At 64.4% G+C, this 13409-nt stretch carries 11 protein-coding genes; 10 read left to right on the forward strand and 1 reads right to left on the reverse strand.

Translation table 11 applies throughout. The features are described from left to right. Positions 1 to 33: 33 nt before the first annotated feature. Genes ACEWPM_RS01740 through ACEWPM_RS01755 form a run of 4 tightly spaced genes read left to right on the forward strand, consistent with a single transcriptional unit; the run spans position 34 to position 6396 of the window. Positions 34 to 1077 (forward strand): quaternary amine ABC transporter ATP-binding protein, encoded by a 1044-nt coding sequence (locus tag ACEWPM_RS01740; protein WP_393960754.1) that lies wholly within the window; start codon positions 34 to 36, stop codon positions 1075 to 1077. Then, on the forward strand, positions 1074 to 3071 hold the full coding sequence (locus tag ACEWPM_RS01745; RefSeq protein WP_393960755.1) for an ABC transporter permease: 1998 nt from the start codon (positions 1074 to 1076) through the stop codon (positions 3069 to 3071). The genes ACEWPM_RS01740 and ACEWPM_RS01745 overlap by 4 nt, the downstream gene beginning before the upstream one ends. Beyond that, a complete protein-coding gene (locus tag ACEWPM_RS01750) occupies positions 3068 to 3961 on the forward strand; it encodes a phosphotransferase (RefSeq protein WP_393960756.1) in 894 nt (297 codons plus the stop codon). Before ACEWPM_RS01745 ends, ACEWPM_RS01750 begins: the two co-directional genes overlap by 4 nt. Then, a complete protein-coding gene (locus tag ACEWPM_RS01755; protein ID WP_393960757.1) occupies positions 3958 to 6396 on the forward strand; it encodes a GcvT family protein in 2439 nt (812 codons plus the stop codon). The genes ACEWPM_RS01750 and ACEWPM_RS01755 overlap by 4 nt, the downstream gene beginning before the upstream one ends. 57 nt (positions 6397 to 6453) lie before the next feature. Here ACEWPM_RS01755 and ACEWPM_RS01760 read toward each other — a convergent pair whose 3' ends face one another. Next, the gene (locus ACEWPM_RS01760; RefSeq protein WP_393960758.1) at positions 6454 to 6894 is read right to left on the reverse strand and encodes a c-type cytochrome; all 441 of its coding nucleotides are present in this window, start codon (positions 6892 to 6894) and stop codon (positions 6454 to 6456) included. A 188-nt stretch (positions 6895 to 7082) separates the two neighbouring features. Between ACEWPM_RS01760 and ACEWPM_RS01765 the strand changes: the two genes are divergently transcribed. The 6 genes from ACEWPM_RS01765 (at position 7083) to ACEWPM_RS01790 (ending at position 13378) form a co-directional block, all read left to right on the forward strand. After that, complete coding sequence (locus tag ACEWPM_RS01765; RefSeq protein ID WP_393960759.1) at positions 7083 to 7424, forward strand: hypothetical protein; 342 nt, start codon at positions 7083 to 7085, stop codon at positions 7422 to 7424. A 116-nt stretch (positions 7425 to 7540) separates the two neighbouring features. Next, complete coding sequence (locus ACEWPM_RS01770) at positions 7541 to 8572, forward strand: BMP family protein (RefSeq protein ID WP_393960760.1); 1032 nt, start codon at positions 7541 to 7543, stop codon at positions 8570 to 8572. Beyond that, positions 8573 to 10117, forward strand: coding sequence for an ABC transporter ATP-binding protein (locus tag ACEWPM_RS01775; RefSeq protein ID WP_393960761.1), 1545 nt, complete (start codon positions 8573 to 8575; stop codon positions 10115 to 10117). Continuing rightward, entirely contained in the window at positions 10107 to 11156 is a 1050-nt protein-coding gene (locus tag ACEWPM_RS01780; protein WP_393960762.1) for an ABC transporter permease, read from the forward strand. Before ACEWPM_RS01775 ends, ACEWPM_RS01780 begins: the two co-directional genes overlap by 11 nt. Positions 11157 to 11159: 3 nt before the next feature. Continuing rightward, positions 11160 to 12104: an ABC transporter permease gene (locus ACEWPM_RS01785; protein ID WP_393960763.1), complete on the forward strand. Its 945-nt coding sequence runs from the start codon at positions 11160 to 11162 to the stop codon at positions 12102 to 12104. Beyond that, positions 12104 to 13378, forward strand: a complete 1275-nt coding sequence (locus tag ACEWPM_RS01790; protein WP_393960764.1) for an amidohydrolase family protein — start codon at positions 12104 to 12106, stop codon at positions 13376 to 13378. The genes ACEWPM_RS01785 and ACEWPM_RS01790 overlap by 1 nt, the downstream gene beginning before the upstream one ends. The last annotated feature ends 31 nt before the right edge of the window (positions 13379 to 13409 follow it).

Below are 13409 nucleotides of genomic sequence, written 5' to 3' on the forward strand. Positions count from 1 at the left end.
CCCTGGCCGATCTCCGGCGCCGATGAGGTGACGATGCCCCGCGCACGCAAACTGCTCTGCAAAAACGTCTGGAAAATTTACGGCCCGGACGCGGACCAATTCCTTTCCCGCCATCCCGCCCCGGACGATGTCACGCTGCGGGGCAGCGGCATGATCGGCGCGGTTCGCGCGGCCGATGTCGAAATCCTCGAGGGCGAGATTTTCGTCATCATGGGCCTTTCCGGCTCGGGCAAATCCACGCTGGTGCGGTGCCTGTCGCGTCTGGTCGAGCCGACGGGCGGCGCCATCGAATTCGATGGTGAGGATTTGCTGGCCATGAACGAGACGCAACTGACGCAGCTGAGACGCAAGAAGATCGGGATGGTCTTTCAGAACTTCGCCCTTCTGCCGCATCTGACGGTTCTCCAGAACGTCGCATTCCCGCTGGAGGTTCAGGGCGTGGCCCGCGCAACCCGCGAGACCCGCGCGCATGAGATGATCGAGACGGTCGGCCTGAAGGGCCGCGAGGATTACTTTCCCCGCCAGCTATCGGGCGGACAGCAACAGCGCGTCGGCATCGCCCGCAGCCTCGTGGGCGAGCCCGAGATCTGGTTCCTGGACGAGCCGTTCAGTGCGCTCGACCCGCTGATCCGGCGCGAGATGCAGGACGAATTTTTGCGCCTGCAAGGCCTTTTGCATAAGACCATCGTCTTTATCACCCATGACTTTGATGAGGCCATCCGCCTCGCCGACCGTATCGCGGTGATGAAGGACGGACGCATCGTGCAGACCGCCACTCCCGAAGAGCTGGTGCTGAACCCCGCCACAGACTATGTGGCTGAATTCACGAAACATATCCCGCGCGGCAAGGTGCTGAGCCTTGGCGCGGTCATGGCGCCCCTTGGCCCCGGCCCCTTTGCCGGTGATCTGGACGCCGGGTCGCGTGTCGCGGACGTGGCCGACGAGGTCGAGGCCGCCCGGCGTCCGTTTCGCGTGATGAAAGACGGCGCGCCCGTCGGGCAGGTAGGCGCTGCTGCCGTGGTCGATGTGCTGATCGGCCGGAATGCGTCAGGACTTGGCGCGAGAACGCCTGCATGAGCTGGCGGCGCCTGACCACGCCCCGCGCGCTGTTCTGGTGGGGCCTCTTGGCGGTGACATGGCTACTGTCCAGCTATTCTTTTCAGCTCTACAAGGCGCTGGATGCGCGCTGGATCATCCGCTTTCCCAAGGGATGGCAGATCAATTTCGAGGGTTGGATCTCGGGTGGGATGCGCTGGCTTTTGGAGGATGCGACGTTCGGAATCTTCACGTTCCGCGAGCTTACGCGCTTCATCTCGGGCCTGATCGAGATCCCCTATGACGCCGCGCGCGCCCTTCTGGCAGACGGGTTCATCAGCGGCCTCGGCTCGAACGCCACCGAAATCGCGCCGCCCCTCAGTTGGCTGGCCGTGACGGCGCTGATGATGATGCTGGCGCGTTATGCCAAGGATTGGGGCCTTGCGGCGCTGGTGGGCATCTGTTTCGTCTACCTCGCCGTCTTCGGCCAATGGCAAAGCGCGATGGTCACGCTCGCCTCGGTCGTGATCGCGGTGCCCATCGGCGTTCTGGGCGGCCTCGCGCTCGGCATCGCATGCTACCGCGCGCCGTGGTTCGAACGCGCGCTGCGCCCGGTACTGGACCTCATGCAGACGGTGCCTATCTTTGCCTATCTGGTCCCCATCCTCTTCCTTTTCGGCTTCGGGCCTGTCTCGGCGCTGGTCGCGACGGTGATCTACGCGATGCCGCCCATGGTGCGCGTCGCCACGGTCGCGCTTCAAACGGTCCCGCCAGAGGTGGTTGAAGCTGGTCATATGGCCGGCTGCACCAAGCGGCAGATGATGTGGAAGGTGCTGGTGCCCTCGGCTGGCCCGACGCTGATGGTGGGCGTCAACCAGGTGATCATGCTGTCACTCAACATGGTGATCATCGCGTCGATGATCGGTGCGGGCGGCCTTGGCTTTGACGTGCTGAGCGCGCTGCGCAGCCTCGATATCGGCGGCGGGATAGAGGCGGGGCTGGCCATCGTCGTCATCGCCATCGCGCTCGACCGCGTGAGTCAGGCCTTCGCCACCCGCCTGCCGGATGCGGCACCCGCGCGGGATGCGGGGCTGGTTCAACGCCACCCCTACATCGTGGCCGCCGCCGGGATTATCGCCGCCACCTATCTGATCGGCCTCATCCTGCCCTTCGTGCAGGACTACCCCGAGCGGCTGACCCTCACCACCTCCGCCTTCTGGGAAGACGCGATGCGCTGGATCAACGTGACGTTCTTCGACACGCTGGACGCGATCAAATCCTTCTTTCTCACCTACCTGCTATTGCCGGTAAAGCGATTCTTCACCGGCATTCCCTGGGCCTGGGGTATCATCGCCACAGGCCTTGCGGCGGGCCGCGTCGGCGGCTGGCGGCTGGGCTTGATGGCGGCGCTCATGGCGGGGCTCATCGCCTCGGTCGGCCTCTGGAACGAGGCAATGACGACAGTCTATCTTTGCGGCGTCTCCGTCCTCATCGCCTATGCCATCGGCGTGCCGCTAGGTATCTGGGCGGGTCAGCGCGCAAGGGCACATCGCTGGGTCGGCGCGTTCATCGACACGCTGCAGACGCTACCCAGCTTTGTCTATCTGATCCCCGTCGTGATGCTCTTCCGCGTGGGCGAGTTTTCGGCGATGATCGCGGTCGTTCTCTACGCCCTCGCCCCCGCCGTACGTTACGCGGCCCATGGCGTCAGATCAGTCGATCCACAGATGATCGAGGCGGGGCTGGTCGCGGGCTGTACGCCGCGCCAGCTTCTCTGGCGCATCAAGCTGCCGCTGGCCGCACCCTCGCTGCTGCTGGGCCTCAACCAAACGATCATGCTGGCGCTCTCGATGCTGGTCATCACCGCACTCGTCGGAACGCGTGATCTGGGACAGGAGGTCTATATCGCGCTGACCAAGGCGAATACCGGCCAGGGCATTGTCGCAGGCGTGGCCGTCGCCTTTATCGCCATCACGGCGGATCGCGTCATTTCTGCCATGGCGGCCAGATCAAAGGAAAGGCTGGGACTGACATGACACCTGATGAGGCCATTGCCGCCGCGCTCGCTCTGCCCTGCTGGACGGCGCCAAGCGCCGCGATCCCACTGGAGGGCGGGATCACCAATCACAACATCAAGCTGACCGATGGGGGCCGCGACTATGTCGTGCGGCTGGGTGAGGATATCCCCGAGCATGGCATTCTGCGCTGGCACGAATTGGCACTCAGCCGCGCCGCGGCTGAGGCCGGCCTCTCGCCGCGCGTGCACCACCACGCGCCCGGCGCGCTGGTGATCGAGTTCATTCCCAGCATGGCACTCACCGAAGATGACCTGCATCACGAGGCCACGCTGATGCAGGCGACGGACCTTGTGGCAACGCTGCACCGCGATCTGCCCCAGCACGCCCATGGCCCGACGCTGGCCTTCTGGGTGTTCCACATCCTGCGCAGCTACGCACATGATCTGCGCCAGCGCGGCTCGCTCCATGTGGCCAAGCTGAACGGCCTGCTGGACGAGGCCGCGCTGCTGGAGCGCGCAGTTGGACCCGTGCAGATGGTGCTGGGCCATAATGATCTGCTTCCCGCAAACATCCTGCGCGATGACACCCGCATGTGGCTGATCGACTGGGAATATGGCGGCTGGAACTCGCCCCTTTTCGATCTGGGCGGGCTGGCCAGCAATGCGGCCCTGCCGCATGAAGCCGAAGAGGCGATGCTGATCCGCTACTACCAGCACGCTCCCGATGCCGCCCTCTGGCGCAGCTATGAGTCGATGAAATGCGCCTCGCTCCTGCGCGAGACGATGTGGTCGATGGTGAGCGAGCAGACCTCGGCCATAGACTTCGACTATGCCGATTACACCGCACTGAATCTGGGCCGCTACCGCGAGGCGCTGGCCAAACTCAAAGCCCAAGGACATCTGACATGAGCGATTTTCCGCAAGAGGCCCGCGCCGTCATCGTCGGCGGCGGCATCATTGGCTGCTCGACCGCCTATCACCTCGCCGAACTGGGCTGGGACGTGGTGCTGCTGGAGCGCAAGAAGCTGACCTCGGGGACCACCTTTCATGCGGCGGGCCTCGTGGGCCAGCTGCGCTCGAACGCCAACATCACGCAGCTTCTGGGCTATTCCGTCGATCTCTACAAACGGCTGGAGGCCGAGACGGGACAGGCGACTGGCTGGAAGATGAATGGCGGCCTGCGCCTTGCCTGCAACGAGGAGCGCTGGACCGAAGTGAAGCGGCAAGCCACCACGGCGCACAGCTTCGGGCTGGAGATGGAGCTGCTGACGCCCTCCGAGGCGCAAAAGCTCTGGCCGCTGATGCAGGTGGATGACGTGATCGGCGCGGCGTATCTGCCTACGGACGGACAGGCCAACCCGTCGGACATCACCCTGTCGCTGGCCAAGGGCGCGCGGCAAAAGGGCGCGCGCATCTTCGAGGACACGAAGGTGACCGAGGTCATCGTCGAGGATGGCGTCATCAAGGGCGCCCTGACCGACAAGGGCCGCATTGACACGCCCATCGTCATCGCCTGCTGCGGTCAGTGGACGCGCGCCTTCGCCAAGCAGGTCGGCGTCAACGTCCCGCTCGTCCCGGTCGAGCATCAATACATGGTGACCGAGCCGATCGACGGCGTCACCGCCGATCTGCCGACCCTGCGCGATCCCGACCGGCTGACCTATTACAAGGAAGAGGTCGGCGGCCTTGTCATGGGCGGCTACGAGGCAAACCCAATCCTATGGGCCAAGAACGGCATCCCCAAGGATTTCCACTACACCCTGCTCGACAGCAATTTCGATCACTTCGAGCAGCTGATGGAGCTCTCCTTGGGTCGCGTCCCCGCCTTGGAGACCGCAGGCATCAAGACGCTGACCAATGGCCCCGAAAGCTTTACCCCCGATGGCAATTTCATCCTCGGCGAGGCGCCCGAGCTGCGCAATTTCTTCGTCGGCGCGGGCTTCAATGCCTACGGGATCGCAGCGGGGGGCGGCGCGGGCATGGCTCTGGCCGAATGGGTGGTCAAGGGGCAGCCGCCCTATGACCTCTGGGCCGTGGATATCCGCCGCTTTGGCCAGCCGCATTTCGACGATGACTGGATCCGCGCCCGCACCTACGAGGCGTACGGCAAGCATTACACCATGGCGTGGCCCAGCGAGGAGCACACCAGCGCCCGGCCCTGCCGCAAATCCCCGCTCTATGATGTGCTGAAGTCCCAAGGCGCCGTCTTTGGCGAGAAGCTGGGCTGGGAACGGCCCAACTGGTTCGCTGAAAAGGGCGAGGAGGCGCGCGACATCTACACCTTCGGCGTGCCGAACTGGCATAAGGCCGTGGCGCGCGAGCATAAGGCCGCGCGCGAGGCGGCGGTGGTCTTTGACCAGACCTCCTTTGCCAAATTTGTTCTGAAAGGCCCCGATGCCGAGGCCGCTCTTGGCTGGATCGCGGCGAATGACGTGCGCGGGCCGGTCGGCAAGCTGACCTATACCCAGATGCTGAACGATCACGGCGGTATCGAATGCGATCTGACCTGCCTGCGCGTGGCCGACGACGAGTTCTACATCGTCACCGGCACCGGCTTTGCCACGCATGATTTCGACCATATCGCGCGCGGGATCCCCGAGGGCATGAACGCGCAGCTGGTCGATGTAACATCGTCATACGCTGTGCTGTCGCTGATGGGGCCGAAATCGCGGGATATCCTGCAGGCGGTCACCCATGCGAATGTCTCGAACACCGCCTTCCCCTTTGGCACCGGACAGAACATCGGCATCGCGGGCGCGCCCGTGCGGGCGCTGCGCGTGACGTATGTGGGCGAGCTGGGGTGGGAGCTACACATCCCCGCCGAATATGCCACCGCCGTCCATGCCGCATTGTCCCAAGCCGGCGCTGATGACGGCCTGCGCAATGCAGGCTACCGCGCGCTCGAAACGCTGCGGCTGGAAAAGGGGTATCGCGCCTGGTCCTCCGATATCGGCCCCGATCATACGCCTTTCGACGCTGGGCTGGGCTGGGCGGTCAAGCTGAAGACCAATGTCGATTTCCGGGGCCGCGAGGCCTGCGCCGCACAGAAGGAGAATGGCGTCCGCAAGATCATGGCCACTTTTACCGCCGCGCCGGATGTGATCCTGTCGGGGCGCGAGACGATTTATCGGGACGGCAAACGCTGCGGCTGGCTCAGCTCGGCGGGCTATGGGCACACCATCGGCGCGCCGATCGGGATGGGATATGTACGCTCGGACGAGTTCATCACGCAGCGCGATGTGCTGGCCGGCAGTTACGAGTTGGAAGTCGCGGGGGAGCGTGTGCCCGCCAAGGTACATCTGGCGCCTCTCTACGACCCCAAGATGGCCAAGGTCAAAGTCTGAGCCAATAAAAAAGGCAGGCCGCGGGGCCTGCCTTTCGTCACACATATCTAGATTAGATCACTCGGCCGCGGGCGCGATCGAGTGCAGATAGGCGTATAGATCAAGGGCATCCTGCTCCTTGCGCACTTTCCATGTCATCTTGCTGCGCGCCTTGCTGTCATCCAGCGTCGTTTGCAGCCAATCGGTCGGATCCTGAACATAGGCAACGAAGTTTTCCTCGGTCCACTCGGCACCGGTATCGTGCGCTTCAATCATCGGTTTGCCGTATTTGAAATCCTCGACAGCGCCCACGGGACCGCCGGTCACGCCATAGAGGTTCGGGCCGATCTGGCCACGCTTGCCCGCGAGAAGTTCACCATCGTCCGACTTGACGATGTGGCACGTTATGCACTGCTTGGCAAAGACCGCTTCGCCGGCCGCAGCGTCACCGCTATCTGCAAGGGCTGGTGCGCCCAGCATCATGGCTGCGGCGGTGGCTGTTGCAAAAGTGAATTTCATTCGTCCTCCTTGGCCCCAAGCGGGCCATAGTTAAATCCAAAAACGCAACTCCCAAGGCTGCGCCATGGTTCCGACCCTCTACTTCCCGAACGCGGGGCGCGAGGCGGCACCTTGCCGCAGGTCCGCATTGGCGCGGCCCCGGCATGGGGGTATGCTAGCGCCCAACCAAGCCGACCGAAAGGGCCAAGATGCGCTACCTGCGACTTAACATCACCAGTCTTGCTGGCGCGGCCGTTCTGCTTGCCCATGCGCCGGCGATGGCGCATGCCATCAGCTCCGATTGGAGCTCGCGCAAATGCAGCCTCTACCGCGCGGCCCTCGCCGACGCGCTGGCCGCGCGCGACACAAAAGGGCTGCGGCCCGAGTTTCTGGCCGCTAACGAGGCCTTCATCGCAAGCGGGTGCCGCGAGGTGCCCGATCTTTGCGCGGAGGGACCTGAGGAGATCGCGATGATCGACATGCTGACGGTGATGACGATGAACGAAGGGATGGCCAGCACCTTCGTTCCCTTTGCCTGCACCCGTCCCTAGCCCGGCCATGCCCGGCATGATTGCAATGCGAACCTCCGCGCTCAAAATACTGGCCTTCGCCGCAGATTGATTTTACGCTGCGCTTGCAAACTACATTCCTCAGGGGGATCTGATACATGACCAAGGCACCGACATTGCCGCGCGGCCTGACGCGCCGCCGTTTTCTGGCCACGGCCGCTGCTGCCGCGCTGACGGCGGGCCTCTTCTCGGGAGCGCGCCCGCTGATGGCCGCCGAGCCGATCAAGACTGCAGGCATCTACACCGTCCCGGTCGAGCAGCAATGGGTCAGCCGAATTCACAAGGCCGCAGTCGCCGCCCAGGAGCGCGGCGATATCGACTACGCCTATTCGGAGAATGTCAGCAATACCGACTACGCCCGCGTCATGCGCGAATATGCCGAGAGCGGTTATGCCCTGATCATCGGCGAAGCCTTCGCCGTCGAGCAGGAGGCCCGCGAAGTGGCCGCCGAATATCCCGAGATCGCCTTCCTCCTGGGCTCCAGCTTCAAGCCCGAGCCGGATCTGCCCAACTTCGCCGTCTTCGACAACTACATTCAGGACGCCTCCTATCTGACTGGTATCATTGCTGGATCACTCAGCGAGAGCGGCAATATCGGCCTTATCGGCGGCTTTCCTATCCCCGAGGTCAACCGGCTGATGCATGCCTTCATGGCTGGCGTCCGCGAGACCAATCCCGACGCGACCTTCCAGGTCAGTTTCATCGGCTCGTGGTTCGATCCGCCCGCCGCCAAGGAAACCGCCTACGCCATGATCGAGAACGGCGCAGACATGCTCTATGCCGAGCGCTTTGGTGTGAGCGATGCCGCGCAGGAAAAGGGCGTTCTGGCCATCGGCAACGTAATCGACACGCAGGCCGACTATCCTGACACGGTCGTCGCCTCGGCGATCTGGAATTTCGAGCCGACGCTGAACATGGCGATCAGCCAGGTGCAGGCGGGCACTTTCAAGGCCGAGGATTACGGACGATTCTCGATGATGAAGGAAGGCGGCGCCGAACTGGCCCCGCTCGGAACCTTTGCCGGCAAGGTCCCGCAAGAGGCGATGGATCTGGTCGAGCAGCGCAAGGGCGAGATCATGTCGGGCGACTACGTCACCGAAATCAACGACGAAGAGCCGAAGTCCAACTAAATGCCTGATAAACAAGAGGCGCAGGTCGTCCTGCGCCTCGATCAGATTACCAAGACGTTCGGCAATTTCACGGCCAACGATGCTGTCAGCCTCACCCTGCACAAGGGTGAGGTCATTGCCCTTCTGGGCGAAAACGGCGCGGGCAAGACCACGCTGATGAATATTCTCTTCGGCCAATACACCGCCGATGCCGGCACGGTCGAGGTGATGGGCACCGCCCTGCCCCCTGGCAATCCGCGCGCGGCGCTGGATGCGGGCGTTGGCATGGTGCATCAGCATTTCACGCTGGCCGAGAACATGACCGTGCTGGAGAACGTGACGCTTGGCACGCAGCCTCTGACCGCGCTGCGGCAGGACCGCAGCGGCGCGCGGGCGCGGATCCGGCAGCTCGCCCAAGATTTCAAGCTGAGCGTTGATCCGGATGCCCGCGTCGGCACCCTGACGGTGGGCGAGCGGCAGCGGGTCGAGATCCTTAAGGCGCTCTACCGCGACGCGCGCATCCTCATCCTGGACGAGCCGACGGCGGTTCTGACCCCGCAGGAGACGAACGATCTTTTCGAGACGCTGCGCAAGGCCGTCGCCCTGGGGCTGTCGATCATTTTCATCTCGCACAAGCTGCACGAGGTTATGGCCATTTCCGACCGCGTCGTGATCCTGCGCCATGGCAAGGTCGTACACGCGGGGCCGACATCGGGTACGGACCGGCACGATCTGGCCGCGCGCATGGTCGGCGGCGAGGTCAGTGCACCCAAGGCGGACCCGGGCACACCCGGCGCGCCGCTCTTGTCGCTGCGCGGCGTCTCGACCCCCGACAAGGGCGCGGCTCCGGGCCTAAAATCGCTCGATGTCTCGCTGCATGCGGGCCAGATCACCGGCCTTGCGGGCGTGTCGGGCAACGGGCAGGCCGCACTCGCCGCGCTGGTCGGCGGCGTCATTCGCCCGGCCTCCGGCACGCTCGCGCTGAACGGCTCCGAGGTGACTGCATGGACCCCCCGCGAGGCCATTCACCACGGTATCGCCCGCATCCCCGAGGACCGGCACAAGACCGGCACCATCGCCGATTTCGACCTGACCGAGAACGCCATTCTCGAAACCTATCGCGACACCCCTTTCAGCCGTCACGGCTGGCTTAACTGGCGCCGCGCGCGCGAGTTTGCCGAAGGGATCATCAAAGGCTACGACGTGCGCTGCCCAGGTCCCGGCACGCGCATTCGCCTGCTGTCGGGCGGCAACATGCAAAAGCTGATCCTTGGCCGCGTTATGGAAGGCAGCCCCCAAATCATCCTCGCCAATCAGCCTGTGCGCGGCCTCGATATCGGCGCGGTGAACTACGTGCATTCTCAGCTATTGGCAGCACGCGACCGCGGCGCGGCGGTGCTGCTTATCTCCGAAGACCTGGATGAAATCATGGCCTTGTCGGATGTCATTCATGTCATATCCGAAGGCCGCCTGTCGCCGCCCTTCGCGCGCGGAAGCATGACGCCCGCCGAGCTTGGCGTCTGGATGGCCGGCCATGGATTTGCGGAGCCCGCCCATGCGTCTTGAACCCGTCGCCAACCCATCGCTAGCCCGCACCACCGTGCCGCCCGCGCTGGCCATCCTCGCCACCGTCGCGATTGCGTCCTTCCTCGCCATGATCGCAGGCGCCAACCCGTTTTCAGTGCTGGGCCTCATAATCAAGGGCGCGTTCGGCAGCAAATTCGCCCTCCTGGAAACGCTGAACCGCGCAACCCCGCTCATCTTTACGGGCCTTGCCGTCGCCGTCGCCTTTCGAGCGCGGCTGTGGAATATCGGCGCCGAGGCGCAGCTTTATGCCGGCGCGCTGGTCGTCGCAGTCCTCGGCACCGGCCTGCTCAATTGGCCCTCATTCGCCCTGCTGCCTGCGATGGCGATCCTCGCGATGGTCGCGGGCGCGATCCTCTTGCTCATCCCCGCGCTGCTCAAGGTCCGGCTCGGCGTCGACGAGGTCGTCACGACGCTGCTAATCAACTTCATCTTTCTGCTCTTCATCTCGATGCTGCTCGAAGGGCCGCTGAAGGATCCGATGGGCATGGGCTGGCCCAAATCACCGCGCCTCATCGACGAGGCCCGCCTGTCCCGCATGGCCGAAGGGCTGCGCCTGCATTGGGGCTTCGGCCTTGCCCTGATCGCCGCCGTGATCACCTGGATCATCGGCGCGCGCACCACGCTGGGCTACGAGATGCGCGCGGTCGGCCTCAACCGCGAGGCGGCGGAATTCGCGGGCATCCCGGTAGGCCGCGTGTTGATCAAGACCGCGCTCCTTTCGGGCGGCCTTGCGGCGCTCGCGGGCTATTCGGAGGTAGCGGGGCTCAAGGGCAACCTCACGCTCGATCTCAGCCCCGGCTTTGGCTACACCGGCATCATTGTGGCGATGCTGGCCCTGCTCAATCCGCTGGGGGTCATCGCCGCTGCCCTCTTCGTCGCCGGCATCTTTGTGGGCGCCGACAGTATGAGCCGCGCCGTGGGCGTGCCGACCTATCTGGCGGACATCATGCTGGCCACGGCGCTCCTCCTGATGGTGGTCGCGATCCTTCTGACCCGGTTCCGCGTGGTGAGGGAGTAAGTCATGGACATCTTCGAGATCCTCCTCACCGCCAGCTTCTGGACCGCCGCGATCCGCATCGCTTCACCGCTGATCTTTGCCACGCTGGGCGAATTGATCTGCGAGCGCGCGGGGGTTCTGAACCTCGGGATCGAGGGCATCATGGTCGCGGGCGCCTTTGCGGGCTGGATGGCGGTCTATTCGGGCCTCGGCCTCTGGCCCGGTGTCATGGTCGCCTTCGTCGTCGGCATGGGCTTTGGCCTCGTCCACTCGATCCTCACGGTTCCCTTCGGCCTCTCGCAACATGTGGTCGGCCTCGGCGTTACCCTGCTGGCCACGTCCAGCACCTACTACGCCTACCGCCTCGCGCTGCCCGAGGTCACGTCTCCGCCCAAGATCGAGGCCTTCCAGCCGCTCGAAATCCCAATCTTGTCCGAAATCCCCCTGATCGGGCCGGCACTCTTCGCGCAAACGCCGCTCACTTATCTGGCCTTCGCCATGGTCGCCATTGTGTCGATCACGCTCTACCGCACGCCCCTTGGCCTCGCCGTGCGCGCGGCGGGCGAGAACCCGCAGGCAGTGGCGGCGCAGGGCCTATCGGTCACAGCGATCCGAATGGGCGCTGTGATGGTCGGCAGCGGCCTCATGGCGATCGGCGGCGCGTTCCTCACCATGTCCGCCTTCAACAGCTTCTTCTTCGAGATGGTGAACGGCCGCGGCTGGATCTGCATCGCCCTCGTCGTCTTTGGCGCGTGGAAGCCCGGCAAGGCCCTCCTCGGCGCGATCCTCTTTGCGGCCTTTGACGCCGCCCAGATCCGCCTGCAACAGACCCCGATGGGCGCGGACATCCCCTATCAGGTCTTCCTCATGATGCCCTATTTCCTCTCGATCCTCGCCCTCGTCGTCATGTCGCGCCGGGCCGAGGTGCCAGCGGCCCTCATGGTCCCATTCAACAAAGGAGAGCGCTGATGTTCGATATTCTCGTCAAAGGCGGCACGCTGCCGGATGGCCGGGTGGCCGATATCGGGATCGAGAAGGGTCGCATCAAGGCCATTGGAACGCTGGACGCCGAGGCGGGCGAGGTGATCGACGCCGCCGGCGATCTGGTCAGCCCGCCCTTTGTCGATCCGCACTTTCACCTCGACGCCACGCAATCCTACGGCACGCCGCGCATCAACGCCTCGGGCACCCTGCTCGAAGGCATCGGCCTCTGGAGTGAGCTCAAGCAGGTGATGACGGAAGGCGAGATGATCGCCCGCGCCCTCACCTATTGCGACTGGGCGGCCTCGATGGGCCTGCTGGCGATCCGCAGCCATGTCGACACATGCGACGACACGCTCAAGGGCGTGCGCGCCATGCTGGAGGTGCGCGAGCAGGTCAAGGACTATATCGACCTGCAGCTCGTCGCCTTCCCGCAGGACGGCCTCTACCGCGACCCGACCGCGCGCGAGAACACCGTACGCGCGCTCGACATGGGGATCGATGTGGTCGGCGGCATCCCGCATTTCGAGCGCACGATGGCAGATGGCGCCGCCTCGGTCCGCGAGCTCTGCGAGATGGCAGCCCAGCGTGGCCTGCGCGTCGACATGCATTGCGACGAGACGGACGACCCCCTGAGCCGCCATATCGAGACGCTGGCCTATGAGACCCAGCGCCTGGGCCTCCAGGGCCGCGTTAATGGCAGCCACCTGACCTCGATGCATTCGATGGACAATTACTACGTCTCGAAACTCCTGCCCCTCATCGCCGAGGCGGGCGTCAGCGCCGTGCCCAACCCGCTGATCAACATCATGATCCAGGGCCGCCACGACACCTTCCCCAAACGGCGTGGCATGACTCGCGTCAAGGAGATGCAGGCCCATGGAATCACCGTCGGCTGGGGGCAGGATTGTGTGCTCGACCCTTGGTATCCGCTGGGCACTGCCGACATGCTGGATGTGGCCTTCATGGGGCTCCATGTCGCGCAGATGTCCTCGCCCGAGGACATGGCGCGCTGCTTTGACATGGTCACCACCGAGAACGCCAAGATCATGGGACTTCAAAACTACGGCCTGCACGAGGGGGCGCAAGCCTCGCTCGTCATCCTAGATGCTGCCACCCCGACCGAAGCGCTGCGCCTGCGCGCCGCACGGCTCTGCGTCATCGCAAAGGGCCGCGTGATCTCGCGCAGCCCTCGCATGGACGCCGCACTGTCATTGCCGGGTCGCCCGGGCAGCGTGCGCCGCCGCCACCGCATTGCCTGACGCGGCGCGCATGTATCTTCTGGCCTGAAAT

This window comes from Roseovarius maritimus (assembly GCF_043355895.2).
In the GTDB taxonomy this organism is placed as follows: Bacteria; Pseudomonadota; Alphaproteobacteria; order Rhodobacterales; family Rhodobacteraceae; genus Roseovarius; species Roseovarius maritimus.